This is a genomic window from Mammaliicoccus sp. F-M27 (genome assembly GCF_022387115.1).
Taxonomy (GTDB): domain Bacteria; phylum Bacillota; class Bacilli; order Staphylococcales; family Staphylococcaceae; genus Mammaliicoccus; species Mammaliicoccus vitulinus.
Genome location: NZ_JAJNIE010000002.1, coordinates 256,470 through 278,076, shown reverse-complemented (window position 1 = coordinate 278,076; position 21,607 = coordinate 256,470). Strand labels below are relative to the sequence as shown.

The window sequence follows — 21,607 nt, the reverse complement described above, 5'->3', positions numbered from 1 at the left end:
AAAGCCCCACATAGTATGAGGTTACGCTCTATATTCTTCTTGAGTAAATTTGACAATATACTCTTTCATAGTTCGTTCATCAATTTTTCCATCTTTATAATCTTTTTCACAACGTTTTATTAATTCAATCAAATCTTGTTCAGGTGTTTCAGTGCTACCTTTGATATTTTGGTATACTTTGTACCCAGCAAATAGAGCGGGTGTCCAAACAATAGCAGTAGTTTTTAATCCAACTTTTTGCATAGACTTACCAGTTTGTTTTAACATTTCCCCATTTTTTTCAAAAGACTCTGCTTTTTTAAACCAAAAATCACTCTTGATAATATATTTTTTATTCTGTTCGATTTCTTTCTCTATTTTCTTTTTTTCACGTTTAGATATTTTTTCATTTTGTAATTGTATACTTAACTCCTCAATTTTGTTAAACCATTTTTCATTATCTTTGTTTAAAGCTACATCAGTATAATTTTTCTTTGCCATAACGTATTCCCCCGTTTTTTTATATTTATATTAAACACCACCGAAGTGATGCTATTTCCCTTGTTGTGATTTCAAAAATTTCACATATTCTAATACTTTTTGCATTTCATCTTCATTAAGGTCATCAACTTCTCCATCAAGATGTGCTGCAATCGTAGTTGGTTTGTAACTATCGTTATCTAATCGTAAATCTTTCGTCATTAAATCATCAATGTTCACATTAAATAATGTAGAGATTTCAGTTAGGGTTTTCATCTTAGGTGTATATTTTCCTTTTTCCCATTCACTAATACTGGATGCACTCTTTCTTCCTAACTTATGCGCTAAGTCGATTTGTTCCATATTATGTTTCTGTCGCAAATATTTTAGATTCTCACTGAACATTTTTCATCACTCCTAATTAGTTTATACCTATATTATACACTAAAGCATGAAAAAGAAAACAGTTTTACCGAAATTAATTTTCGGAAAAAATGATATAAAAGTCTTGACTTCGGAAAAGCCGTAATGTAATATAGTAATCAAGACAAGCGAGGTGATACAGAAATGAACGAGCAAACAGTTTTGACATTAAGACAGTGGAGAGCGTTAAGAGGTTACAGTCAAAGTAAACTATCAGAAATGACAGGCGTTACAGAACGCACGATCATCAACTATGAAAAAGACGTAGCGAACTTACACAACGCTAAATATTCCACAGTTGAGAAATTAGCAGTAGCGTTAGATATTAAAGTAGCAAATATTTTTTTAGGTGTCGATTCGGAAAAACCGAATTACATTAATAAGTAAAACAAATTCAGCACTCACATAGAGCATTTACGAGCGAGAGTCGGCGATGATATGAGCCACACCAAAATACATTAAATGGTCATTGCGATAACTAAATGTTGTATGTGGGTGCTGATGAGAGAACAGGAGGAAGCAGGATGCAAGATTTGCAAACTAAAAATGCCATTGGGCAAATGTTCAATATTCAAGAGAAAGAGAACGGAGAAATCGCAGTAAGTGGTCGAGAGTTGCACAGAGCTTTAGAAGTTAAAACACCTTATAAGAAATGGTTCGAAAGAATGAGTGAGTATGGTTTCGAAAAAAATGTTGATTATTCTACAGTTGGACAAAATTGTCCAATCGCAAATGGTGGTTTTCAATTCGTGACAGACCACGCACTAACTTTAGATACAGCAAAAGAAATAGCAATGATCCAAAGAAGCGAAAAAGGTAAACAAGCCAGACAGTATTTCATTCAAATTGAAAAAGCATGGAATAGTCCTGAAATGATAATGCAACGAGCATTAAAAATCGCAAACAACACAAACAAACAATTACAGCTACAAATTGAACGTGACAAACCGAAAGTGTTATTCGCTGATTCAGTAGCAGGAAGCACGAGTTCCATTCTCGTAGGAGAGTTAGCAAAATTACTTAAACAAAATGGTGTAGATATTGGACAAAACCGATTATTCGAGTGGTTAAGAGATAACGGTTATCTCATTAAACAAAAAGGTGAGAATTACAACTTACCAACACAAAGAAGCGCTGATTTAGAAATCATGGATATCAAAAAGAGAACAATTAATAACCCAGACGGTTCAAGTCAAATTACTAGAACAACAAAGATTACTGGAAAAGGTCAACAATATTTCATTAATAAATTTCTTAATGATAAGGAGTGATTACCATGAAAGATTACAAAGTTGAATGTTTTCGTAAAGACGGCACACCATTTGAGACAAAAGGGTTTGTCGTAACGGATAAAGAAATCATCGAGCAAGTGCTACTAATCTGGAATACAAGGAGGGATAAGAAATGACAACAACTTGGAACATATTAAAATATCCGATGCTTACATTGTTAGTAGTAGTCGAGTTCTTCATCATAGCATCGTTCAGTACAACACCAGTTGAACATTCATTATTGATGTGGTTAGTAACAGGCATAGCGTTTGCAATGTGGGACGAAAGTTTGAAGGAAATGGAGGAGTAATAATATGAAAGTAATTTCAATTAATCGTAATTTAGAAAATGAATTAATTTTTGATAATGAAGTTTGCACGCAAGTCGGAACTGTCGAAAGTGATGAATCAATTTATCCAATCGTTGAATGGTTCAACGAGCCTTATGTACTAATTGTTGATGAAGTTAAACGTTTGTCATCATTCGTTGCTAAAAGCGAAATAATGAACAAACAAAAATTCTTAGTTAAGTATGGTATGGAAGAAAATTTTCAATTAACAATATAAAAACTCCTACTGTTTGCAGACAGTAAGAGTCGAAAATATTACTAAATTTAATTACTTAAAGAATACAACTAAATACAGGAGGTCGTCAAGTATGGATAAAAGTAGATTAGCAAATTTAGCATCGGATCTAATCATTAAGCAAATTTATTCCGACTCAGAAGTTGATGTTATGACTAAGATTTTTGATGACGGACAGTTTGGAATAATCGTTGCACATTTTGATGATAGATATGATTACCATAACAAGTCACTCACAATTTACGAATGGCATAGTGATGCACATATAATGCGCACATTCGAGTATATGAAAGATGTCATCACTGGTGAAAGGTTGATTACAGATGAGTGAGAAACGCAAAGAGACTATCACATATCTAATCAAATTCAAAGAAGAATATCTATGGGTGACGAACAAACCAACAAGTAACGTGCCAACTATTAAGTATTCGACATATAAAGGCGATGCTCGAGCGTTTACAGGTATAGAGGACTTATCTATCGACTTAACTAACCATAGCGTTATAAAGCATACACACGTCGATATAGACATAGAGGAGGAAATGGAAATTGACTGAATCATTATTTAATCAATTAAACGAAATGAACGTAAATGAACACATAGAGAAGAAGAACGGGTTGAGTTATCTGTCATGGTCATGGGCGCATCAACAACTAAAATCAGTTGATCCAGACTACAAAATAGAAACTCACACATTCCCACATCCAGACATCGCAAACGAACAAGTTTTTGTACCATATCTTGCTACACCAGAAGGATATTTTGTACAAGTATCCGTGACTGTCAAAGGTAAAACTGAAACTGAATTACTGCCAGTATTAGACTTTAAGAACAAATCGTTACCAAAAGGTTCTGCAACTACATTTGACATCAATAAAGCTCATAAGCGTTGTTTTGTTAAAGCAGCAGCACTACATGGATTAGGACTCTACATTTATAACGGTGAAGAAATGCCAGAGTCACCTAAAGCTAAGCTAGAACACATTAAAGACTTGCAAGACAAAATCAAACAAGCAGTTGAAATTGGTGGCGATGATGCAAGCGAACAGAAAGTTATGCAATGGCTGAAAATAACTGATTATGACTCAATAACGGAGGCACAAATTAATCCAATGATTAAGCAATTGAATGTGTTGATTGATAGCAAACGAGGTGATAATTGATGGCAAGCAATAGAAATTATATAGCTTCAATAATAACTAAATTTAGTGGTCAAAGTAATGTTATCCCAATACCAGTAATCTATTTAGAAATAACTAAAGATTATCCGACAGCGGCTTTATTAAATCAAATGGTTTATTGGTCGGATAGAACAAAAAGAAATGATGGTTATTTTTACAAATCGTATAAAGAGTGGGAAGAAGAATTGCATTTATCGAAGTATCAAGTCAGAAGATCTACCGATAAATTAAAAGAGTTAAATATAGTCGATACAGCACTTAAAAAAGCTAATGGCGCACCAACTTTACACTACAAAATAGACTTGAACACGCTACAAGACTGGATAGTTAAGAAACTTAACAATGGAAAGTTAAGAAACTTAACAATGGATAGTGAAGAAACTAGCAAATCCTTAACAGAGATTACTACAGAGATTACTACAGAGAATATTAATATGTCAGATGAATCTGACGCAACACCTTATAAAACCATTATTGAATACCTTAATAAGAAAGTTAATAAGAGGTTTAGTTATAAATCTGTATCTAATAGAAAACTAATAAAAGCTAGATTCAATGAAGGATATAAGTTAGATGACTTTATGAAAGTAATAGATATAAAAACTAATGAATGGATTAATGATGACAAGATGAAAAGTTATTTACAACCATCAACATTATTTAGAGGATCTAACTTTGATAAATATCTTAATCAAGATGAAAAAACTAAACCATCTAATCGTAATCCTAATGATGAAGAAAAGTTATTTGATGAGGTGTTGTAATGACCAGAGAAGAAGCTAACGAAATAGTTAAGTTAATCGCAACGGTATTCAACAACATTAATTTTACTAAAGAAAAAGCTATTACATGGATAGATATTGTAGAAAAAGGTAACTACGAAAAAACTAAGTATAAATTAAATAAATATATTGAAAACAATAAATATCCACCAACCATAAGTGATTTCTTAGTTAAAGATGAATATAATCCTGCAGATGATTATAAAAAGAAAATTGAGAGAGATAAACAAATCGTGCAAGAAGAAATGAAAGACCCAGAAAAACGTAAGCGTAGAGAAGAAAATTTAAAACGTATGCAACAGATGATGGCTAGGTTAAAGGCAGGTGACAATGATGAATAACGAAGATTTAGTTATCGCCTCTTTAATCCAATATCCAGACTTATATACCAAATTAGCTTTAACAGAAGATATGTTTGAAGATTACGAGTTAAAACTATGTATTCAATATTTCAAACGTGAAGGCAAAGCTGATAAGCATGGATTGTACGCTAAAGCTAAAGCACATCCTAATGACTTCATTAGTCCAGAAAGAGTAAGGATGTTACTTGATGAAGATTTAATCGCAAAAGTATTCTTTGACCAATATCAACATGATGTTTTAGAAGCGTATAAGCAAAGAGAACGAATCAAAGCGATAGAATTATATAAGAATAGTCCTAATTTGCAAAATAAAGCTCATATGGACGATGTAATGAAGTCTATGGACGAATTGGTTATAAAAGAAAAGGATGGCAAAAAAGATACTCTATTAAGCGTTATGGACGACTTAATGGGAAATACGAAACCGAATATATTAAAAACTGGATTCAACAACTTAGATTCATTGATCGACGGATTCCAACCAGGACAGTTAAATATGATTGGCGCAAGGCCAAGCGCTGGTAAGACTGCTTTAGCGATAAATTTAGGTACTAACTTCGCTATCAGTGGATGTGCAGTAACATTTGTTTCACTCGAAACGAACGAGCGCAAAATAACCGACAGATTACTTTCATCATTATCGAAGGTTCAGCTTCATAAGTTTAAAAATGCCGACTTATTAACTGATGAAGATATTGAAAAAGTGATTGACCAGATAGGTATATATGAAAAATTAGATTTCAAAATATTAGATAACAATAATATAACGCCACAGAAGATTAGAAACATTATATCGAATAACGACAAACAGAATGTAGTAATCATTGACTATGTTCAGCTTATGAAGGCTGATGGAAACTTTAAAGATAGACGATTAGAAGTGGAAACAATCTCAAGAGAATTAAAAATACTAGCGAAAGAAACGAACGCAATCATCATTGCATTAGCACAATTAAGTAGGGGCGTGGAACATAGAAATGACAAACGACCTATGATGTCTGACTTAAAAGAAGCGGGAGGACTTGAACAAGATGGCGATGTGATTATGCTACTTTATCGTGATGATTACTACAACCAACCAGAAGTTCCTGACTCGTTTGGTAAATCAGAGGTTGAGTGTATTGTAGCTAAAAATAAAGATGGTCAAGTAGGAACAGTCAAACTAGACTTCTACAAGCCTATACAGAGGTTCTTAGATGCGTAAGGTGTTTACGGTAGAAAGAGCTTTAGAACTCGCTAGAAATCTATATAAGAACGAGAGAAATCCACTTGTGAAAGGTTACTACTTAAAGTTTGGCGTAACAATGAAAGAAATGATCGGTAACGGACTAATAAATGAGCTAGACAATTACGATGAAGTAAAAAATAAAATATATGACGAAATGGAGAAATGACAAAATGAATAGTGTAAATATTATGGGTAATCTAGTGAAAGATATTGAATTAAAAGGACAAGAAGGTAACGTAGCGAGTTTTATGGTGGCAGTACAAAGACAATTCAAAGATAAGCAAACAGGTGAATATGAGAGTGATTTCATCCCTTGCATCGCATTTGGAAATAAAGCAACAATGCTATCAAAACACTTTAGTAAAGGTAACAAAATCGGAATAAGTGGGCGTTGGCAGTCAGGTAGCTATGATAATAAACAAGGTCAAAAGGTGTATACGAATGATTTAGTTGTAAGAGATATAACATTCGTTGAGAAAAAAGGTAGCAATCAAGGACAGGCAGCGCCTAAACAACAAGCTACTAGTCCATTCGCTAATTCAGAACCAGAAGTGAATAAAAATGATTTACCATTTTGATGAGGTGATTATATGACAGAAATTTGGAAAGATGTTGTGGGCTACGAAGGTATTTATGAAGTTAGTGATCATGGAAGGGTTAAAAGATTAACTTATAAAACCAAAAGAAGTGACGGGACATCAAGGTTATTAAAAGAAAAAATATTAAAAGGAAAAGACATAAAAAGAAAACACAAAAGAGTTAGTTTGTGGAAAGACGGAAAAACACATGATTTTTTTATACACAGATTAGTTGCATCAGCATTTATACCAAAAGTACCTAATAAAGATTGTATAAATCATATAAATGGTAACCCTAGTGATAATAAATCAGAGAATTTAGAGTGGTGTACAATCGCTGAAAACAATCTTCATGCGCATAGAAATAATTTGAATAAAAGTTCAAAAAGAATCAAATTAATTAATACATTAAATGGTGAAGAAAAGTACTTTCTAAATCAACGATTAGCAAGTGGATATTTAGGACAGAGACACAATTACATTAGCGAGCATTTTAATAAAGGTATAAATATTTTCGACAAATCTGGCAACCCTTATATAGCTGAAAGAGTTGATTTTGATGATGTATATAGACAAATACAAGAACAATAATAATAGTTTTGATGTAGTTGTACGCAACGTTGCGTTAGATAGCGATTCGTTGCGTATGATAGATAACGGTTATCCGTTAGATGTGAGCTTAGAAGTGATAGACGGCAAGAAAATAACGATACAACAACGTAAGAAGATATTTGCATTACTGAATGACATTTACTTATTCACTGGTCAACCACAAGGAGATTTAAGACAACAATTTCAATTCTACTTAGAAATGATAAAAGGATATGAACCAATTAGTTTAACAGATACGACAAGACATATAGCTAGCGAACTAATTGATGTAATAACTGCGTGGGTGTTTCAAAATGACATACCACTGAATTATAAGACAAGCGACTTGATGAAAAATGACCAAACGTTCTTGTATCTAGCTACGGTGCATCGAAAGTGTGTGATATGCGGGAAACCCAATTCAGAACTCGCACATTATCACGCAGTCGGTAGAGGACGGAACAGACGAAAAATAGATCATACAGATAACAAAGTGTTGGCATTATGCCATTCGCATCATCAGACGCAGCACAACATGGGAATGGATAGCTTCAATGCTAAATACCACCTAAAAGACTCGTGGGTGTCGGTGGATGAGCGTCTAAATAAAATGTTAAAGGGTGGAAAACTTGAGTAAATACAACGCTAAGAAAGTTGAATATAACGGGATAACGTTTGATAGCACGGTTGAATGTGAATTTTACAAATTCCTAGAGAAACAAATCAACGTAGGCAAGTTTGACCGAATAGAGGTACAGCCAAGATATGAGTTGATACCTAAATTAGATAAGCAGCGTAAAACAGAATATATAGCAGATTTTGCATTATGGAAGAATGGTGAACTAATCGAAGTCATAGACGTAAAAGGAATGGCAACTGAAACAGCTAAATTAAAAGCTAAGTTATTCAGATACAAATATCAAGACGTAGAACTTACGTGGATATGTAAAGCACCTAAGTATACAGGCAAAGACTGGATAGACTATGACGAGTTGAAAAAGGTTAGACGAGAACGCAAGAAAGCTAAGGAGTGATCCAGTGGAACGAAAATATAAAAATGTAGTAGTAAATACCACAGCTACAATACGTGTTGAAATGCAAGTACCTGCTAATACAACAGAAGATGCGGAACAGTATGTACAAAACCTTGCGGAGAACAAAATGTACGACCTAATAGATGGAAAAATAAAAAATCTCGAACCAGAAATATTATGGGTTGATTAAGGAGAAGATGGAAAATGTACGGTAGAAAAGCACATTACGCACCAGTGATTGACTGGTCAGAAAAGAAAACTAAGAAAGTTAATTATAAGAAGGCTGAAAGCAAACCAGTACCACGCAGTAAATATTATAATGAGTTATTTTACTCATATTTTAAGGGGTGGGCATAATGGGGTTCAAAATCAATCCAACTAGCAGTACATCAATGCTATATAAAATATATATAACGTTGAGAGATAAAGAGCGTACGGCAGAAGAAGATATGATTTTCCAAATGATTAACGATAAATATGGCGAAAAGTTTAGTAAATCATCATCTTATTATTATCAAGAACATAAGCATAAAGCGAAAGTAACATACAGTGGTTTTTATTCTCGCATTAATAAGGGTTGGTCATGGGAAGAAGCAATCATTACACCAGCAGTTAAGGATAATCCTTATAACAATAATAGACCTAAAGGGAAAACGATGGAACAAATACAAATTGAAGAACGTGAGAGCGATATTATTTCAATGATGCGTCAAGGCTTACCGTTAACTAAGAAACAGAGAAAATATGTGGAAGAAAACACATCATTTGCCAACAGATTGAGAAGCGAGGTGTAGATTATGGCAAGACCTAAGAAAGGACAACTATTTGAGTATGTTGTGTATAAAGGTGATGACATCATTTGTCATGGTACAGCTGAAGAATGTGCAGAGAAAATGGGTGTAACGGTTCTGACAGTACAACGCCTAGCAACAACGGCATATATGAACTTGTTGATTAAACGTAAAAAGTGTGAAGGTTCGTTAATAGCAGTGAAAATACCAGTAGATGAATTGGAGATGAGTGAGTGAATGGGACTACTTGATAAATACAACCTATATAACGTAGAAGGACGCAAAATGTTTACTGTGATACCTGGTGAAGTTACGAACACTTTACTAGGTATGCCACAGACACCATTTGTTAAACAAGAGCATATATTAACGGATAGTCAATTGAATCAATTTAAAGCAGATAAGGGATTATTGTTAGAACAAGAGTTAAATCTACAAATGGACATATTTGAAGTATAAGGGGGACGCACATGAAGATTTTAGAATTATTCGCTGGTACTAGATCGGTAGGAAAATCATTTGAAGAAGAAGGACATCAAGTTTTTAGTGTTGAATGGGATAAAAAACATAAAAATATAGATTTATATGCTGATATTTCACAATTAACTGCTGATGAAGTATTAGATAAATTTGGTAGACCTGATGTGATATGGGCATCACCCGACTGTACAAGTTATTCAATAGCTGGAATATCACACCATAGAACAAGAGATGAAGTTACAGGGAATTTATTACCTAAATCAGATTACGCTAAATTTTGTGACATAACTAATAAAAATGTATTGAGATTAATACAAGAGTTGCAGCCTAAATATTGGTTTATCGAAAACCCACGTGGTGGATTAAGAAAAATGGACTTCATGCAAGGATTAACGAGATATACAGTAACATATTGCCAATATGGCGATACCCGAATGAAACCAACAGATATATGGACTAATCACCCTAACCCAAACTTTAAAGCTATGTGTAAAAACGGACAACCTTGTCACGTTTCAGCGCCTAGAGGAAGTAGGACGGGGACACAAGGATTAAAGAGTTCTGTTGAGCGTTCAATAATACCGAAATTATTATGCAATCACATAAGAAACATATCACAAGAAGAAAATGAAGATGTTAAGGAGGCTAACTGAATGGTCACAATCAAACACACAAGAGAATCAATCGCAGAGTTAGAGAAACAACTCGATCATTATAAAACAGCGCATGACAAGTTAACGGCTGGGTTAAAAGAAGCAGTCGCAGAAAGTATTCAGTATAAGCGTGAGCGTGATTCACTTATCGAAGATGTATCAAATTATCGCAGAGTGTTAAAAGTATTCGCTAGATTAATCAAGGGTAAGTTAGCTATCAATGCTAGTGCTAGATATATTCAGTACCAACATATGTTAGATGATATTGGTGTTAATACAGATGAGTTGGAGGCTGATACTCATGAAAGAAGTTAAATCATTTATGTACCAAGACGGACAACAATTATTTTCAATAAATAGAGAAGAAATAGAAGATTATTTACAAGATGATGATTTTGATGGCTTTTCAATAATTATTAACAGAATCGAAAATAGAATTGAAGTACACAAACAAAAGAAACCACTAAATGTGATTGATAAGGAACGTGATCAGAATGGCTAAAGTGAATTATGAAAAAATATGGAAAGATCATAAAGAAAGTAAAATTAAAACATATATCAAGTTACACAATGGTGAACAAGGACTAATATCATTCAAAGCACAGCAAGAATTAGCAAAAGAACTTTCTGAAATGGATAGTCGAGATGCAACGAATGAGTTTGGCAATGTGTTATATGACTTACAAATGAATAGGAGTGGGAACGATGGCGAAAATTAACCCAACAACTGTAAAAATAATCAGAGAAGGTGCAACAGATATTGCAAAGAAAACAATTCCGTTAGTAGCAGCAGGTGCATCGGCAGTTATTGTAAAGATTATCGAAAGTAAAAACTAAATATAGAGAACAAAGAATAAATCAATGAATGAGGAGAATGAAAAAATGGATCAGTTAATTAAACAAGTTGAGCAATGGTCAATAGATAAAGGACTAGATAAAGGTAATGGTTTTACACAATATGCTAAGAGTTCAGAAGAAATGGGCGAGGTTGCAGCAGCGTTGTGTAGGAATGATATAGACGAACTTAGAGATGGTATAGGAGACGTTATCGTTACATTGGTTATATTGGCTCAACAAAATGGTATGAGTTTACAGGAGTGCTTAGAACAAGCGTATGGAGAGATTAAAGATAGAACAGGAGTTATGAGTAAAGATGGAAGTTTTATCAAGCAAGCAGACTTGTAAGGATAAGGGTGGCGGAAGTCACCTAGATATCCTAGAACGAGTTAAGCAGATACTAAATAAGGAGTGAGTGGAAATGAAACTAATATTAATCACATTATCAATATCAGTATTAGCATTATACACATACGTTAAGAGGTCATATAAGTATGCGAGTGTGAACGATAGCGTAGATGCACCAATAGATTATGAATCAGATAAGTATAAAGAAGCAGAGACATGGTTTACGGGAATGGGGCGTTACTAATGTTAATTGCAGCAACAATATTTGTAGTGATCGTATTAGCGCTAATTATTATGGCGATAACAGAAAATTAATGGAGGAATAATAAAATGAGTAAATTATACATGTTCACGACTTCACACTGTACAAAGTGTCCGCAGGTAAAAGATGCGTTGAGTAAGAAGGATATAGAGATAGAATATATAGATGCAGAAAAAACACCAGAACTAGCGATGAGATTTTTAATCATGACTGTGCCGACAATTATCGACAACAGAGAGCATGCAGAAGATAAGTATATGGGACAAGAACAGTGCTTAGCGTTTGTGAATACATTATAGGGAGTGAGTAGATGACATTATGGATAATTATATCAATCATACTAGCCATTAATTCAATGTGGATGCTTAAACTAAATAAAGACTTGATAGAGCGTAACGATGAATTGATTGTAATGATCGTGATTAAGGATATGCAGAATGAGGAGGACTCACATGAAACTAGGTAAAGAAGATATCCCAAAACTTGAACAATTTTGGATAAACTACGAGAACTTAAAAGGACAATTGTTATATAGACGATATGAATTACTATACCAACCTGAAGATACTAATCAAGGTGGAGGTAAATCAAACATACCGAGTAACCCAGTAGAGAGTGAAGTAGTTAAGCTACATCAAGATATGAAGTACCGTAACTTACAAGCTACTATACAAGCGATTGAGGACGTGTATAAGAAAGCTACACCAGAACAAAAAGGTATCATTGACTTTAGATATTGGGAGAAGGACTTACTTATATACGAGTGGGGAGATATAGCGCATGAGTTAACTAAGCGTAGAGAAGATGACAAAGTGCTAAGTCAGTATTCAGTTATTCGTATGCGTAACCAGATCATGAGAGATACTGCTGAACGTATTGGTTGGATACACTTTGACTAAACGCAATTGCCATATTAGTGAATTGCGCAATAAAGTTAGTTATATTAGTAGCATAGAAAGGTTATAGATAACAATTAACCATACTCAATCATCTCCTTTTTATATACAAGTAATCTAATATCTATAACCTATCAACGGACTGTACTCAATCGAGTATGGTCCTTTTTGTTTTGCTTACTCAAGCTGAAAGGTATGTGATCCATTATGGTTGTAATGTATCTGGACTGATGAGCCTAACTCATAGTGAGGAGTAATAGATGATGAAGTTATTCGAAGATGATTACACTATCAAAGCTAATAGGTTAAAGTTCTATCGTACTAAAGCGTGGCGTATGAAGCGTAAAGAGATACTCGAACGTGATGGATATGAATGTGTTCATTGTAAAGCTAATGGCGAGTTCACTATATACGAACAGCGTGAAGATGGTAGAAAGCTATTGGAGATAGATCACATTAAAGAGATTGAAACGCATCCACATTTAAAGTTAGATAGTAATAACTTACAAACTTTATGTATTAGATGCCATAACAAGAAGCATGATCGTTTCCAAAGTAAAAAGAATGAGTGGTATATGAATGATGAGCGTTGGTAAATAATTTTAAAATAAAAAACTTTTTTAAAAAAATAATTTGTATAAAAATAAAAAGTAAATTTTTAAAAAAATAATATCCCCCGGGAAAAGAAATTGCAAAAATAAAATTTCTAATTAAACGGTGAATGGGTGTTAAATCAAACAAGATAGGTATAAAAAGTATACGTCAGGGGGGTATATATGGAAAACGAGAAGAAAATAAGAGATTATCTACTAACAAAAATCGAAAAAGATAATCCAGTGCAACTTGAGAAAGTCGAGCGATATATTAATTTACTCAATATTTTTTATAAGTTGGATGAAAACATTGAAGAACATGGCACGATGGTTGAAACCGTAAATGCCTCCCAGACGTTCTTGAAAGCTAATCCAGCAGTTGCGGAAAAGAATAAGATCAGTACATCGTTATTAGCGATTGAAAAATCGTTTGGCTTTGATAAAGCAGAAGTGGTTGAGGAAATAAAGAGTCCTCGTGATTTATTGTGATATTAAACACTTATGTTGATGATTACATTAAAGCGTGGAAGTCAGGAAGAATCATTCTAAATCAAGAACGCATTTTATTAATCGCATTTATTGAAAAACAAATACTGACTGATGAAAGATTGTTTTTCAATGAAGAAATGATTAATAATGCGATTGCTTATACTGAAAAATACTTCTTTCCATTGCAACCATTTCAAAAATTCTTAATCGCTTTCGTATTCTTATACATCAAATTTTATGATGAAGATTTAGAAGAAGAATATATTGAACCTTTGTTTACCGAACACTTTTGGACTTTAGGTCGTGGTGGTGGTAAGAATGGTTTGATTAGCGCACTAAGTAATTTCATGCAGACGAAATATCATGGCATTAAAAAGTATGATATTACAATTGTAGCCAATTCAGAAGATCAAGCTAAAACTTCATTCAATGAAGTGTATGACATGATTGACGAACAAGATTTGTTTGTTACACAAAACACACCAGATGCACCGTTTTATTTATCTAAAACAGAAATAAAAGACTTAACTACTAAATCGATTTTGAAATTCAACACATCGAACGCTAAAACAAAAGATGGTGGTCGTGAGGGTTGTATCATCTTTGATGAGGTGCATATATACGAAAACGCAAAAATGGTTAACGTCAAACGTGGTGGACTTGGAAAAGTTGAATGGGGCAGAACATTTTATATCGGAACAGACGGCTTTACTCGTGGTGGTTTCATGGACACGTTGAAAGAACGATCCAAAAACATTCTCGAAGGTGAAAATAAAAATGAACTCATTAGATTCTTCCCGTTCATATGTCGTGTAGATGATACAAAAGAAATTGATGACGTGAACATGTGGCAAAAAGCTAACCCAATGTTCCACAAGCCGTTATCACGTTATGCACGTACATTAATGAGTGAAGTTAAGAAAGAGTATGACGAGTTACCTGAAAATCCTTCTAATAGAGAAGAATTCGTTACGAAGCGTATGAACTATCCTGAAGAAGATTTACAGAAGTCAGTTTGTACAGAAGCAGAACTTGAAGCAACTAATAGACCAATTCCAGATGTCACACGTATGCCTGGTGTATTTGCGATAGATTACGCAAGTGTAAGGGACTTTGCAGCGTGTGGCATTTTATTTAAAGATAATGAAACAAATGAATACATTTGGAAAACACACTCCTTTGCACTAGAAGAATATTTGGTTAAGGCTAAATTAAACCCGCCGATTTATGAGTGGGCTGAACAAGGTCACTTAACAATATTAGATGGTCCTACAATAAACCCTAACATCGTAGTTAACTGGTTTGTTCAAATGCGAGAAATATACGGCATTAATTTAATTGTTGCAGATAACTACAAAATGGAGTTCTTAAGACCATTATTTGAAGCAGAAGGTTTTGAAATAGAGATTATCAGACGTCCTAGATCAATACATGGTTTATTAGCGCCTAGAATAGAAGATGCTTTCGCTAACAATCGTATTATATATGGCGATAATCCTCTCATGCGATGGTATACATGGAACGTGTTAGTGCAAATAAAGCCAGACGGTTTAAAAGAATACGTTAAGAAAGACCAACATAAACGTAAGACAGATGGTTTCATGGCATTTGTGAACGCAATGTATAAGGCGGCTGAAATATTAGAAATGGATTACGGCGATTTCATGTTAGATGAGATTGTTTTTTAGGACTAGAAGGAGGTGTGAAATAAAATATGGGATTCTTAGATTCAGTTTTTAATAGAAATAAAATGTTGGATTGGTCTTATGATTTAGATTTAATCGAAGATAATTTCAGTAGAATACACTTGAAAAAGTTAGCTATACAAATATGTATCAACAAGATTGCTAATACAATAAGTCAAAGTAAATTCGAAGTTATATCAACTGATAAAAAGTTGAATGATAACCTTGTTTTTTTGTTGAATCATCAAGCTAACAAAAATATGAACTCTACAAGATTTTGGCAAAACGTTGTTTATAAATTGATTTATGACAATGAAGTTTTAATTATCAAGTCTGACGATGATGAATTTATAATCGCCGATGATTTCGAACAAGTTGAATATGCTGTATATGAAAATATGTTTAAGCATGTCATTGTGAAAGACTTCGAGTTTAATAGAACTTTTAAAATGAGTGAAGTTATTTACTTAGAATATTCTAACGAAGAAATGTCGGGCATTATAAATGGTTTATTTGATGATTACGGCAGCTTGTTTGGTCGTTTAGTTGATTATCAAATGCACGCTAATCAAATTAGGGCAACTATGCCAATTAAAATGATTGGTGGTAAATCAGAAGAACAAACGAAACGTGTTCAAAGCTATGTTGATAAATTAACGTCACAGTTTAGAAACAACTCACTTGCTATTGTTCCTTTACAAGATGGCATGGAGTATAAAGAACATTCGACAAGTAGCGTTAAAACGTCTACAGATGATATAGATAAAGTTTTAAATGGATATATCGAGAAAGTGGCCGCTGCCTTAAACATTCCAACGGTATTAATAAAAGGCGATATGGCAGATACCAAAGAAGCGACTAAAAACTTCATGAGATTTGGTGTTAATCCTATCCTTAAACAAATAACGGATGAATTTAATATCAAGTTTTTTGAGAAAGAAAAAATTATTAAAGGTGAAGGTATTTTCTTCCAACCGATGTCTACGGAATCTGTCTTTGAACGTGCAGAGTCTATTGATAAGTTGGTAGCGAGTGGGACATTTACACGTAACGAAATAAGAGTAAAACTCGGAGAAGAAAAAGCAGATGATCCAGAACTCGATAAATACCTCATAACTAAAAACTACCAAAGTGTAGATGCAGTGGAAGGTGGTGAGAAAGAATAATGACGAATGAAAAAACATTTTTTAATGTAATCGAGTTACCGAATAATGAAGCTCGCATTGATATTTATGGCGAAGTTGTGCCAGATGATTGGCGTGCTAGTGACGTTGATACGTCTGCTGTATCATTCAGAAACGCTATAAAAGAATTAGGCGAAGTTGACAATTTGAATGTTCACATAAATTCACCTGGTGGATCTGTTTATGATGGTGTAGCGATTTTTAATATGTTACGACAACATAAAGCAAGTGTAACAGTTCATATTGACGGTTTAGCGGCTTCTATAGCTTCTGTAATCGCAATGTCTGGTGATAAGGTAATAATGCCTTCAAATAGTATGCTGATGATACACAACGCAATGAGTGTATCTATAGGCAATGCTAACGATATGAGAAAGATGGCTGATGACTTAGAAAAGATTAATGAATCAGTAATCAACTCGTATATCGCAAAAAACCCAGAACTAGATAGAGAATATCTCAAAGCATTAATGGACGATGAAAGTTGGTTAACTGCAAGTGAAGCATACGAATTAGGGCTTGTAGACGTCATAGACGAGCCAGTCCAAGCTGTAGCATCAATTAATAAAGAACAAGTTAATCGCTTTAAAAACGTACCTAAAATGCTTAAAGAGATGGTTGAAACACCTAAAGACGCTAAAGACAATACGGACAAACAATCATATGAAGAATTACAAAATAAATATGATGAATTATTAAAACAAATTAAAAACGAAAAACCTAAACAAATTAGGTATTTATAGGAGGAATAATACTATGGCAATTCAATTTAAAGATTCTCTAAATGAGAAGGTAGAAAATTTACGCAATGAGTATTTAGTCGCAGCTCGTGAGGGTGCAGAATCAGAGGTAGTAGAAGCTAAGCAAGGTGAATATATGGCTGCTTATTCTGAAGCATTAAAAGCTGATATTATCAATATGGCTAAAAAAGAAAGTGCAGACGCTAACAATGATTTAAATGTTAAAATCGCTCGTGGCAACAATGTATTAACTGCGAAAGAACGTCAATTCTTTACTAACTTAGTAGAAGATGATGCGGATTACGATGGTTTCAAAAAGAAAGAATTATTACCAGAAACAACTGTTGAGCGTGTATTTGAAGATATGCAAACGGAACGTCCGTTATTATCTAAAATTAATTTTAATATTAGTGGTATCAACACACGCTTAATTCTTGCTGATCCAGACGGACAAGCAGTTTGGGGAGAAATCTTCGGTAAGATTCAAGGTCAAATTTCTGCTAATTTCAGTGAAGTTAACTTCTCACAAAACAAATTAACAGCTTTCGCAATCGTACCAAAAGACTTAAAACAATTCGGTCCTGAATGGGTTGAACGTTTTGTACGTTTACAATTAGCTGAAGCAATTGGTTTAAAAATTGAAGAAGGCGTTGTAAAAGGTGGAGGTTCTGCTGTAAACCAACCAGTCGGTTTAACTAAAGACCTTACTAAAGATGAGGATGGAAACATTACAGGCGTAACTGACAAAGCATCAAAAGGCTCACTAACTTTCAAAGATGCACAAACGACTGCTCGTGAGTTAGCAAATGTGATGACGTTCCACTCAACAAAAGAAAATGGTAAGAACGTAAACGTTGCTGGACAAGTTACGTTAGTAGTTAACCCTGCTGACCAATTCTTAGTACAAGCGCAACACACTATCCAAACACAAAACGGCTCATGGGTAACTTCATTACCATTTAACATTAATGTTGTAGCTTCAGAATTTGTGGATGCAAACAAAGTAATTTCAGTTGTTGGTTCACGTTACACTGCTGTTCACACTGGTAATGTTGAAATTAAATCATATGACCAAACGTTAGCATTAGAAGATTGTGATGTTTATATTTCTAAACACTTCGCACACGGTATGCCAGAAGATAATAATGTATCTGCTATCTATGACTTAGCGATCGGTGAAACGCCAGTTGATGATGGCGCAGGTGCTTAATTCGGAGGTGTTAAATTATGATCACCAACGAGATTTTGCAAGACTTTAAACAAAGATTAAGAATCACGCATAGTTCAGAGGATATTATGATCACATCGTTATTGAATCAATCTCACGCAGATATTCAATATAAATGTGGTCATTTTAATTTAGATGAGAATATACGTGGTAAAGAACTTGTTATTGAACGTACAAGATACGCCTACCACGATGCTATTGAATACTTTGACGAACGTTTTGTACACCAAATCCATTCATTAGGTATTGAGTTATCAGAGATTGGAAGTGATGACAGTGATACGTCACAACTTCAAGCATAAACGCGTTAATACTGGAACTCGAAATAAGATTGTTGAATTTTATCGTATATCTAATGAAGGACCAGAAGCGGATAATGATTCGGAAGTTAAGGTTTTTGAATCTTACGCTAATGTGTACAGTTCATCAACAAAAGATATTGAGGTCGTCCAATCAACGCGTTCGAATGATTTAGTTACTATCAAAATTTTAGACACTAACGGTGAATATATCCCTAAAACTAACGAAAAGTTTAAAATAAGACATCCTTTTTATGACTATGGTTTTTATGAAATAAAAGATATTTTATTAGACGAGGAAGAAAAGGAACTGAAAATCGTTGGGGAGTTGAAAAGATGACGGTAAAACTACAAGGTTTGAAAGAGTTAGAAACTCAACTTGAACGCAAATTAGGACGAAAGAAAACGAATAAAATTATTGACCAATCATTAATAGTTGGTGGTAACGCCTTTATAGGTAAGTTAAAGCGTGACATGGCAACCTTTAAAGATACAGGGGCAACGGTAGATGAAATCAAACTATCTAAACCAGAGTGGATAGGTGGCGTTCGTACAGTTAAAGTACATTGGCGTGGTCCTAAAGACCGTTATCGAATTATCCACTTAAACGAATTTGGTCACTATGACAGATCAGGTAAATGGGTTAACCCTAAAGGTAAAGGTGCTATTGATAATGCGCTTAGAGAATTCCAAGACACGTACACACGTACAGTCAAGATGTTATTGCAAAGGGAGTTGATGAAATAATGGAAGTATTGCCAGATGTAACGATGGAAATATACGAAGCGCTCAAAAAAAACGAGTTTATAACAAACAACGTAGCAATGAAGAACATTAAGTTTTTCGAATATCCAGAAGCACAAAGTATAGAAGATACGTTTATAGTAATAGATCCATTAGATGAACCAACTCCAAAAGACTTTGCGGATAACGACAATTTAACACATGAGTATTTTTACCAAATTGATGTTTTTGTAAAACACCAAACAGGTAGAAATGCTCGCTTTTTATGCACTAATTTAACACATGCAATTGAAAGAACGTTAAGAAAAGAAATGGGTTTTGTTCAGTCAAGTTCTGCAAAACCAGAGTATATAAAAGATTTTCAGATTTACAGAGGAACTAGAAGATTCGAAGGAAAAAAATACTACAAATTATAGGAGTGAAGATAAATGGCAGAGAAAAGTTATAACTCATTTACAGGGTTAACAGGTTTTTATTACAAAGTTCATGGTGAAGAAGGCGTACAAGGTGGAACTGAACCAGAACGTGTTAAATTCTTACAAGAAATTTCAGTATCTAAAGAACAATCAATTGAAAAAGCATACGGTGATAACGTAGTAGCAGAAATGGCAGTAGCTAACGGAACAGTTGAAGTTGAATCAACATTCCACAAACTTCCATTAGAAGATAGAGTTTCATTATTTGGCTTATCTAAATCGGAAGATGGCATCGTCGGTGTTGGTAATGATACACCACCATATGTAGCTGTTGTGTTTGCTAAAACTATGGAGTCTGGCGCAGTTGAATATGTTGGCTTACCTAAAGGTATGTTCACATTCCCAGAATTATCTGGTGCAACAAAAGAGGATGGTGTTGAGTTCTCACAAGATGCTTCAACTGGTGAGTTTATGCAAGCTGACGTTGATGGGTTTGAAACACCTCAAACAATGATTTTAGGACATGACGAAAAAGGTTCAACAGTTATGCGTGATGCGATTTGGAATAAAGTATTTGGTACTGCACATCCAGAAGCTGGCGAACCTGAAGGCGCAGGTGCTTAATTATGACTAAAAAAACTGTAAAGAAAGATAAATATGAAGTTGTTAATTATTTTGAAGATTTACAGGACAAAAGCAAGGCATATAACGTAGGCGATACATTTCCAAAGCCTGCCAACAAAAAAGTAAGTCATGATCGTTTGCTTGAATTATCAACGACAGATAACAAGCAAGGTAAAGTGTTAATCAAGAAGATAGAAGAATAATCAAATAAAGGGGGCTAAATGTCCCCTTTTTTATTTTGCAAAATAAAGAAAAAATAAAACAAATTAAGAAAGAGGTAATTAAACATGAAACGTAATTTTATCCGATTAGTTAAAGAAGTAGACGAAAAAGGCGAAATCAAATATGACACATATATCACACCAGCATTTATTCCATTCAATTTAGTATATGAAGCAACGGACGTAATGAGTGGTTTAGAAGATAAATCAGAAAAAGAAAACATGGATATTATGCTTGATATGATCGTAAAAATTTATAACAAACAATTCACTGCAAAAGATTTAAGAAACGGACTACATGCACCAGATGCAACTGAAACGCTTCAACAACAAATTGAGTTTATCGCTAGTGGTGCTATGGACGATGCTAGAAAAAAGGAATTAGCGAAACTGATTTAGAAAACGTTGAAATAAAAACTTGGGACGACCATAAAAACAACCTCAAAAAAGTTGTTAAGGATATGACGAAGAACGGCGATTTATCTATCAGTGATGTATTGGATTTACCGTTCAACTTTGTCATGGACGATTTGTCGCAAGAAAATAAATCGGTTAAGAAACAGGAGTCAATGATTTCTGCATTTACTTAATTATGTAAGTGTTAAATGCTTTCACTTAATTTG

The 21,607-nt window shown here is 33.9% G+C and carries 47 protein-coding genes; 45 read left to right on the top strand and 2 right to left on the bottom strand.

Annotated elements, in window-relative coordinates; all coding sequences use genetic code 11:
* Positions 1-21: 21 nt before the first annotated feature.
* On the bottom strand, positions 22-480 hold the full coding sequence (locus LQ598_RS03805; protein ID WP_203153491.1) for a hypothetical protein: 459 nt from the start codon (positions 478-480) through the stop codon (positions 22-24).
* Positions 481-531: 51 nt separating this feature from the next.
* The gene (locus tag LQ598_RS03800) at positions 532-864 is read right to left on the bottom strand and encodes a helix-turn-helix transcriptional regulator (RefSeq protein WP_275590090.1); all 333 of its coding nucleotides are present in this window, start codon (positions 862-864) and stop codon (positions 532-534) included.
* A 162-nt stretch (positions 865-1,026) separates the two neighbouring features.
* Here LQ598_RS03800 and LQ598_RS03795 point away from each other — a divergent pair, with 162 nt between their 5' ends.
* From LQ598_RS03795 to gpGT, 45 genes are all read left to right on the top strand, one after another.
* The gene (locus LQ598_RS03795; protein ID WP_239745243.1) at positions 1,027-1,269 is read left to right on the top strand and encodes a helix-turn-helix domain-containing protein; all 243 of its coding nucleotides are present in this window, start codon (positions 1,027-1,029) and stop codon (positions 1,267-1,269) included.
* Between the two features lie 137 nt (positions 1,270-1,406).
* Complete coding sequence (locus LQ598_RS03790; protein WP_239745242.1) at positions 1,407-2,153, top strand: phage antirepressor KilAC domain-containing protein; 747 nt, start codon at positions 1,407-1,409, stop codon at positions 2,151-2,153.
* Positions 2,154-2,158: 5 nt separating this feature from the next.
* Entirely contained in the window at positions 2,159-2,290 is a 132-nt protein-coding gene (locus LQ598_RS13775) for a hypothetical protein (RefSeq protein ID WP_256933982.1), read from the top strand.
* Positions 2,287-2,463, top strand: a complete 177-nt coding sequence (locus tag LQ598_RS03785; protein ID WP_239745241.1) for a hypothetical protein — start codon at positions 2,287-2,289, stop codon at positions 2,461-2,463. Before LQ598_RS13775 ends, LQ598_RS03785 begins: the two co-directional genes overlap by 4 nt.
* Before the next feature lie 4 nt (positions 2,464-2,467).
* Positions 2,468-2,719, top strand: coding sequence for a hypothetical protein (locus LQ598_RS03780; RefSeq protein ID WP_239745240.1), 252 nt, complete (start codon positions 2,468-2,470; stop codon positions 2,717-2,719).
* A 91-nt stretch (positions 2,720-2,810) separates the two neighbouring features.
* Positions 2,811-3,068, top strand: coding sequence for a hypothetical protein (locus LQ598_RS03775; RefSeq protein WP_239745239.1), 258 nt, complete (start codon positions 2,811-2,813; stop codon positions 3,066-3,068).
* Positions 3,061-3,294 (top strand): DUF2483 family protein, encoded by a 234-nt coding sequence (locus tag LQ598_RS03770; RefSeq protein WP_239745238.1) that lies wholly within the window; start codon positions 3,061-3,063, stop codon positions 3,292-3,294. The genes LQ598_RS03775 and LQ598_RS03770 overlap by 8 nt, the downstream gene beginning before the upstream one ends.
* Positions 3,287-3,901 (top strand): Sak single strand annealing protein, encoded by a 615-nt coding sequence (locus LQ598_RS03765; protein ID WP_239745237.1) that lies wholly within the window; start codon positions 3,287-3,289, stop codon positions 3,899-3,901. The genes LQ598_RS03770 and LQ598_RS03765 overlap by 8 nt, the downstream gene beginning before the upstream one ends.
* Positions 3,901-4,683 carry a conserved phage C-terminal domain-containing protein gene (locus LQ598_RS03760; protein WP_239745236.1) on the top strand — a complete coding sequence of 261 codons (783 nt, stop codon included), beginning with the start codon at positions 3,901-3,903 and terminating at the stop codon, positions 4,681-4,683. The genes LQ598_RS03765 and LQ598_RS03760 overlap by 1 nt, the downstream gene beginning before the upstream one ends.
* Positions 4,683-5,042, top strand: coding sequence for a hypothetical protein (locus LQ598_RS03755; protein ID WP_239745235.1), 360 nt, complete (start codon positions 4,683-4,685; stop codon positions 5,040-5,042). Before LQ598_RS03760 ends, LQ598_RS03755 begins: the two co-directional genes overlap by 1 nt.
* Positions 5,035-6,267, top strand: a complete 1,233-nt coding sequence (locus LQ598_RS03750; RefSeq protein ID WP_239745234.1) for a DnaB-like helicase C-terminal domain-containing protein — start codon at positions 5,035-5,037, stop codon at positions 6,265-6,267. Before LQ598_RS03755 ends, LQ598_RS03750 begins: the two co-directional genes overlap by 8 nt.
* The gene (locus LQ598_RS03745) at positions 6,260-6,457 is read left to right on the top strand and encodes a hypothetical protein (RefSeq protein WP_239745233.1); all 198 of its coding nucleotides are present in this window, start codon (positions 6,260-6,262) and stop codon (positions 6,455-6,457) included. Before LQ598_RS03750 ends, LQ598_RS03745 begins: the two co-directional genes overlap by 8 nt.
* A gap of 4 nt (positions 6,458-6,461) precedes the next feature.
* Complete coding sequence (locus LQ598_RS03740; protein WP_239745232.1) at positions 6,462-6,869, top strand: single-stranded DNA-binding protein; 408 nt, start codon at positions 6,462-6,464, stop codon at positions 6,867-6,869.
* A 12-nt stretch (positions 6,870-6,881) separates the two neighbouring features.
* Positions 6,882-7,460, top strand: a complete 579-nt coding sequence (locus LQ598_RS03735; protein ID WP_239745231.1) for an NUMOD4 motif-containing HNH endonuclease — start codon at positions 6,882-6,884, stop codon at positions 7,458-7,460.
* Positions 7,429-8,097 carry a putative HNHc nuclease gene (locus tag LQ598_RS03730; protein ID WP_239745230.1) on the top strand — a complete coding sequence of 223 codons (669 nt, stop codon included), beginning with the start codon at positions 7,429-7,431 and terminating at the stop codon, positions 8,095-8,097. The genes LQ598_RS03735 and LQ598_RS03730 overlap by 32 nt, the downstream gene beginning before the upstream one ends.
* Positions 8,090-8,494 (top strand): DUF1064 domain-containing protein, encoded by a 405-nt coding sequence (locus LQ598_RS03725; RefSeq protein WP_239745229.1) that lies wholly within the window; start codon positions 8,090-8,092, stop codon positions 8,492-8,494. Before LQ598_RS03730 ends, LQ598_RS03725 begins: the two co-directional genes overlap by 8 nt.
* Positions 8,495-8,498: 4 nt before the next feature.
* Positions 8,499-8,684, top strand: a complete 186-nt coding sequence (locus LQ598_RS03720; protein WP_239745228.1) for a hypothetical protein — start codon at positions 8,499-8,501, stop codon at positions 8,682-8,684.
* Between the two features lie 14 nt (positions 8,685-8,698).
* The gene (locus tag LQ598_RS03715; RefSeq protein ID WP_239745227.1) at positions 8,699-8,851 is read left to right on the top strand and encodes a hypothetical protein; all 153 of its coding nucleotides are present in this window, start codon (positions 8,699-8,701) and stop codon (positions 8,849-8,851) included.
* A complete protein-coding gene (locus LQ598_RS03710; protein WP_239745225.1) occupies positions 8,851-9,288 on the top strand; it encodes a hypothetical protein in 438 nt (145 codons plus the stop codon). Before LQ598_RS03715 ends, LQ598_RS03710 begins: the two co-directional genes overlap by 1 nt.
* A 3-nt stretch (positions 9,289-9,291) precedes the next feature.
* Positions 9,292-9,522 carry a hypothetical protein gene (locus tag LQ598_RS03705; protein WP_239745224.1) on the top strand — a complete coding sequence of 77 codons (231 nt, stop codon included), beginning with the start codon at positions 9,292-9,294 and terminating at the stop codon, positions 9,520-9,522.
* Entirely contained in the window at positions 9,523-9,744 is a 222-nt protein-coding gene (locus tag LQ598_RS03700; protein ID WP_239745222.1) for a DUF3269 family protein, read from the top strand.
* An 11-nt stretch (positions 9,745-9,755) separates the two neighbouring features.
* Positions 9,756-10,418 (top strand): DNA cytosine methyltransferase, encoded by a 663-nt coding sequence (locus LQ598_RS03695; RefSeq protein ID WP_239745221.1) that lies wholly within the window; start codon positions 9,756-9,758, stop codon positions 10,416-10,418.
* Entirely contained in the window at positions 10,419-10,733 is a 315-nt protein-coding gene (locus LQ598_RS03690) for a hypothetical protein (RefSeq protein WP_239745220.1), read from the top strand.
* Positions 10,720-10,920, top strand: a complete 201-nt coding sequence (locus LQ598_RS03685; protein ID WP_239745219.1) for a hypothetical protein — start codon at positions 10,720-10,722, stop codon at positions 10,918-10,920. The genes LQ598_RS03690 and LQ598_RS03685 overlap by 14 nt, the downstream gene beginning before the upstream one ends.
* A complete protein-coding gene (locus tag LQ598_RS03680) occupies positions 10,913-11,137 on the top strand; it encodes a hypothetical protein (protein ID WP_239745218.1) in 225 nt (74 codons plus the stop codon). Before LQ598_RS03685 ends, LQ598_RS03680 begins: the two co-directional genes overlap by 8 nt.
* Complete coding sequence (locus LQ598_RS13770; protein WP_275590089.1) at positions 11,124-11,255, top strand: hypothetical protein; 132 nt, start codon at positions 11,124-11,126, stop codon at positions 11,253-11,255. Before LQ598_RS03680 ends, LQ598_RS13770 begins: the two co-directional genes overlap by 14 nt.
* 45 nt (positions 11,256-11,300) lie before the next feature.
* On the top strand, positions 11,301-11,603 hold the full coding sequence (locus tag LQ598_RS03675) for a MazG-like family protein (RefSeq protein ID WP_239745217.1): 303 nt from the start codon (positions 11,301-11,303) through the stop codon (positions 11,601-11,603).
* 73 nt (positions 11,604-11,676) lie between these two features.
* Positions 11,677-11,847: a hypothetical protein gene (locus tag LQ598_RS03670; protein ID WP_239745216.1), complete on the top strand. Its 171-nt coding sequence runs from the start codon at positions 11,677-11,679 to the stop codon at positions 11,845-11,847.
* An 86-nt stretch (positions 11,848-11,933) separates the two neighbouring features.
* Positions 11,934-12,164: a glutaredoxin family protein gene (locus tag LQ598_RS03665; RefSeq protein WP_239745215.1), complete on the top strand. Its 231-nt coding sequence runs from the start codon at positions 11,934-11,936 to the stop codon at positions 12,162-12,164.
* Positions 12,165-12,175: 11 nt separating this feature from the next.
* Positions 12,176-12,331: a hypothetical protein gene (locus tag LQ598_RS03660; RefSeq protein ID WP_239745214.1), complete on the top strand. Its 156-nt coding sequence runs from the start codon at positions 12,176-12,178 to the stop codon at positions 12,329-12,331.
* Positions 12,318-12,764 carry a transcriptional regulator gene (locus LQ598_RS03655; protein WP_219926139.1) on the top strand — a complete coding sequence of 149 codons (447 nt, stop codon included), beginning with the start codon at positions 12,318-12,320 and terminating at the stop codon, positions 12,762-12,764. Before LQ598_RS03660 ends, LQ598_RS03655 begins: the two co-directional genes overlap by 14 nt.
* 257 nt (positions 12,765-13,021) lie before the next feature.
* Complete coding sequence (locus tag LQ598_RS03650) at positions 13,022-13,357, top strand: HNH endonuclease (protein ID WP_239745212.1); 336 nt, start codon at positions 13,022-13,024, stop codon at positions 13,355-13,357.
* Positions 13,358-13,537: 180 nt separating this feature from the next.
* Positions 13,538-13,843, top strand: coding sequence for a P27 family phage terminase small subunit (locus LQ598_RS03645; RefSeq protein ID WP_239745210.1), 306 nt, complete (start codon positions 13,538-13,540; stop codon positions 13,841-13,843).
* Positions 13,840-15,531, top strand: a complete 1,692-nt coding sequence (locus LQ598_RS03640; protein ID WP_239745208.1) for a terminase TerL endonuclease subunit — start codon at positions 13,840-13,842, stop codon at positions 15,529-15,531. Before LQ598_RS03645 ends, LQ598_RS03640 begins: the two co-directional genes overlap by 4 nt.
* Before the next feature lie 26 nt (positions 15,532-15,557).
* Positions 15,558-16,694 carry a phage portal protein gene (locus tag LQ598_RS03635; RefSeq protein ID WP_239745206.1) on the top strand — a complete coding sequence of 379 codons (1,137 nt, stop codon included), beginning with the start codon at positions 15,558-15,560 and terminating at the stop codon, positions 16,692-16,694.
* Positions 16,694-17,455 (top strand): head maturation protease, ClpP-related, encoded by a 762-nt coding sequence (locus LQ598_RS03630; RefSeq protein WP_239745205.1) that lies wholly within the window; start codon positions 16,694-16,696, stop codon positions 17,453-17,455. The genes LQ598_RS03635 and LQ598_RS03630 overlap by 1 nt, the downstream gene beginning before the upstream one ends.
* A gap of 13 nt (positions 17,456-17,468) precedes the next feature.
* Positions 17,469-18,662 carry a phage major capsid protein gene (locus tag LQ598_RS03625; protein ID WP_239745204.1) on the top strand — a complete coding sequence of 398 codons (1,194 nt, stop codon included), beginning with the start codon at positions 17,469-17,471 and terminating at the stop codon, positions 18,660-18,662.
* 17 nt (positions 18,663-18,679) lie between these two features.
* On the top strand, positions 18,680-18,982 hold the full coding sequence (locus LQ598_RS03620; protein WP_239745203.1) for a phage head-tail connector protein: 303 nt from the start codon (positions 18,680-18,682) through the stop codon (positions 18,980-18,982).
* Complete coding sequence (locus tag LQ598_RS03615) at positions 18,951-19,319, top strand: hypothetical protein (protein ID WP_239745202.1); 369 nt, start codon at positions 18,951-18,953, stop codon at positions 19,317-19,319. The genes LQ598_RS03620 and LQ598_RS03615 overlap by 32 nt, the downstream gene beginning before the upstream one ends.
* Positions 19,316-19,726, top strand: coding sequence for a hypothetical protein (locus tag LQ598_RS03610; RefSeq protein WP_239745201.1), 411 nt, complete (start codon positions 19,316-19,318; stop codon positions 19,724-19,726). Before LQ598_RS03615 ends, LQ598_RS03610 begins: the two co-directional genes overlap by 4 nt.
* Entirely contained in the window at positions 19,726-20,139 is a 414-nt protein-coding gene (locus LQ598_RS03605) for a hypothetical protein (RefSeq protein WP_239745200.1), read from the top strand. Before LQ598_RS03610 ends, LQ598_RS03605 begins: the two co-directional genes overlap by 1 nt.
* Before the next feature lie 12 nt (positions 20,140-20,151).
* A complete protein-coding gene (locus LQ598_RS03600) occupies positions 20,152-20,763 on the top strand; it encodes a major tail protein (protein ID WP_239745199.1) in 612 nt (203 codons plus the stop codon).
* 2 nt (positions 20,764-20,765) lie between these two features.
* A complete protein-coding gene (locus LQ598_RS03595) occupies positions 20,766-20,966 on the top strand; it encodes a hypothetical protein (protein WP_239745198.1) in 201 nt (66 codons plus the stop codon).
* Positions 20,967-21,050: 84 nt separating this feature from the next.
* On the top strand, positions 21,051-21,383 hold the full coding sequence (gene gpG, locus LQ598_RS03590) for a phage tail assembly chaperone G (protein WP_239745197.1): 333 nt from the start codon (positions 21,051-21,053) through the stop codon (positions 21,381-21,383).
* Between the two features lie 62 nt (positions 21,384-21,445).
* Complete coding sequence (gene gpGT, locus LQ598_RS13765; RefSeq protein WP_275590088.1) at positions 21,446-21,574, top strand: phage tail assembly chaperone GT; 129 nt, start codon at positions 21,446-21,448, stop codon at positions 21,572-21,574.
* Positions 21,575-21,607 lie beyond the last annotated feature (33 nt).

Coding starts and splice junctions, on each gene's coding strand:
- LQ598_RS03795 (WP_239745243.1), top strand. CDS start 1,027: ATGAACGAGCAAACAGTTTTGACATTAAGACAGTGGAGAGCGTTAAGA.
- LQ598_RS03650 (WP_239745212.1), top strand. CDS start 13,022: ATGATGAAGTTATTCGAAGATGATTACACTATCAAAGCTAATAGGTTA.
- LQ598_RS03625 (WP_239745204.1), top strand. CDS start 17,469: ATGGCAATTCAATTTAAAGATTCTCTAAATGAGAAGGTAGAAAATTTA.
- LQ598_RS03635 (WP_239745206.1), top strand. CDS start 15,558: ATGGGATTCTTAGATTCAGTTTTTAATAGAAATAAAATGTTGGATTGG.
- LQ598_RS03660 (WP_239745214.1), top strand. CDS start 12,176: ATGACATTATGGATAATTATATCAATCATACTAGCCATTAATTCAATG.
- LQ598_RS03680 (WP_239745218.1), top strand. CDS start 10,913: ATGGCTAAAGTGAATTATGAAAAAATATGGAAAGATCATAAAGAAAGT.
- LQ598_RS13775 (WP_256933982.1), top strand. CDS start 2,159: ATGAAAGATTACAAAGTTGAATGTTTTCGTAAAGACGGCACACCATTT.
- LQ598_RS03615 (WP_239745202.1), top strand. CDS start 18,951: ATGACAGTGATACGTCACAACTTCAAGCATAAACGCGTTAATACTGGA.
- LQ598_RS03805 (WP_203153491.1), bottom strand. CDS start 480: ATGGCAAAGAAAAATTATACTGATGTAGCTTTAAACAAAGATAATGAA.
- LQ598_RS03780 (WP_239745240.1), top strand. CDS start 2,468: ATGAAAGTAATTTCAATTAATCGTAATTTAGAAAATGAATTAATTTTT.
- LQ598_RS03790 (WP_239745242.1), top strand. CDS start 1,407: ATGCAAGATTTGCAAACTAAAAATGCCATTGGGCAAATGTTCAATATT.
- LQ598_RS03750 (WP_239745234.1), top strand. CDS start 5,035: ATGAATAACGAAGATTTAGTTATCGCCTCTTTAATCCAATATCCAGAC.
- LQ598_RS03695 (WP_239745221.1), top strand. CDS start 9,756: ATGAAGATTTTAGAATTATTCGCTGGTACTAGATCGGTAGGAAAATCA.
- LQ598_RS03655 (WP_219926139.1), top strand. CDS start 12,318: ATGAAACTAGGTAAAGAAGATATCCCAAAACTTGAACAATTTTGGATA.
- LQ598_RS03785 (WP_239745241.1), top strand. CDS start 2,287: ATGACAACAACTTGGAACATATTAAAATATCCGATGCTTACATTGTTA.
- LQ598_RS03760 (WP_239745236.1), top strand. CDS start 3,901: ATGGCAAGCAATAGAAATTATATAGCTTCAATAATAACTAAATTTAGT.
- LQ598_RS03610 (WP_239745201.1), top strand. CDS start 19,316: ATGACGGTAAAACTACAAGGTTTGAAAGAGTTAGAAACTCAACTTGAA.
- LQ598_RS03775 (WP_239745239.1), top strand. CDS start 2,811: ATGGATAAAAGTAGATTAGCAAATTTAGCATCGGATCTAATCATTAAG.
- gpGT (WP_275590088.1), top strand. CDS start 21,446: ATGACGAAGAACGGCGATTTATCTATCAGTGATGTATTGGATTTACCG.
- LQ598_RS03690 (WP_239745220.1), top strand. CDS start 10,419: ATGGTCACAATCAAACACACAAGAGAATCAATCGCAGAGTTAGAGAAA.
- LQ598_RS03630 (WP_239745205.1), top strand. CDS start 16,694: ATGACGAATGAAAAAACATTTTTTAATGTAATCGAGTTACCGAATAAT.
- LQ598_RS03645 (WP_239745210.1), top strand. CDS start 13,538: ATGGAAAACGAGAAGAAAATAAGAGATTATCTACTAACAAAAATCGAA.
- LQ598_RS03600 (WP_239745199.1), top strand. CDS start 20,152: ATGGCAGAGAAAAGTTATAACTCATTTACAGGGTTAACAGGTTTTTAT.
- LQ598_RS03740 (WP_239745232.1), top strand. CDS start 6,462: ATGAATAGTGTAAATATTATGGGTAATCTAGTGAAAGATATTGAATTA.
- gpG (WP_239745197.1), top strand. CDS start 21,051: ATGAAACGTAATTTTATCCGATTAGTTAAAGAAGTAGACGAAAAAGGC.
- LQ598_RS03745 (WP_239745233.1), top strand. CDS start 6,260: ATGCGTAAGGTGTTTACGGTAGAAAGAGCTTTAGAACTCGCTAGAAAT.
- LQ598_RS03620 (WP_239745203.1), top strand. CDS start 18,680: ATGATCACCAACGAGATTTTGCAAGACTTTAAACAAAGATTAAGAATC.
- LQ598_RS13770 (WP_275590089.1), top strand. CDS start 11,124: ATGGCGAAAATTAACCCAACAACTGTAAAAATAATCAGAGAAGGTGCA.
- LQ598_RS03755 (WP_239745235.1), top strand. CDS start 4,683: ATGACCAGAGAAGAAGCTAACGAAATAGTTAAGTTAATCGCAACGGTA.
- LQ598_RS03685 (WP_239745219.1), top strand. CDS start 10,720: ATGAAAGAAGTTAAATCATTTATGTACCAAGACGGACAACAATTATTT.
- LQ598_RS03605 (WP_239745200.1), top strand. CDS start 19,726: ATGGAAGTATTGCCAGATGTAACGATGGAAATATACGAAGCGCTCAAA.
- LQ598_RS03735 (WP_239745231.1), top strand. CDS start 6,882: ATGACAGAAATTTGGAAAGATGTTGTGGGCTACGAAGGTATTTATGAA.
- LQ598_RS03595 (WP_239745198.1), top strand. CDS start 20,766: ATGACTAAAAAAACTGTAAAGAAAGATAAATATGAAGTTGTTAATTAT.
- LQ598_RS03700 (WP_239745222.1), top strand. CDS start 9,523: ATGGGACTACTTGATAAATACAACCTATATAACGTAGAAGGACGCAAA.
- LQ598_RS03675 (WP_239745217.1), top strand. CDS start 11,301: ATGGATCAGTTAATTAAACAAGTTGAGCAATGGTCAATAGATAAAGGA.
- LQ598_RS03770 (WP_239745238.1), top strand. CDS start 3,061: ATGAGTGAGAAACGCAAAGAGACTATCACATATCTAATCAAATTCAAA.
- LQ598_RS03715 (WP_239745227.1), top strand. CDS start 8,699: ATGTACGGTAGAAAAGCACATTACGCACCAGTGATTGACTGGTCAGAA.
- LQ598_RS03665 (WP_239745215.1), top strand. CDS start 11,934: ATGAGTAAATTATACATGTTCACGACTTCACACTGTACAAAGTGTCCG.
- LQ598_RS03705 (WP_239745224.1), top strand. CDS start 9,292: ATGGCAAGACCTAAGAAAGGACAACTATTTGAGTATGTTGTGTATAAA.
- LQ598_RS03670 (WP_239745216.1), top strand. CDS start 11,677: ATGAAACTAATATTAATCACATTATCAATATCAGTATTAGCATTATAC.
- LQ598_RS03710 (WP_239745225.1), top strand. CDS start 8,851: ATGGGGTTCAAAATCAATCCAACTAGCAGTACATCAATGCTATATAAA.
- LQ598_RS03800 (WP_275590090.1), bottom strand. CDS start 864: ATGTTCAGTGAGAATCTAAAATATTTGCGACAGAAACATAATATGGAA.
- LQ598_RS03730 (WP_239745230.1), top strand. CDS start 7,429: ATGATGTATATAGACAAATACAAGAACAATAATAATAGTTTTGATGTA.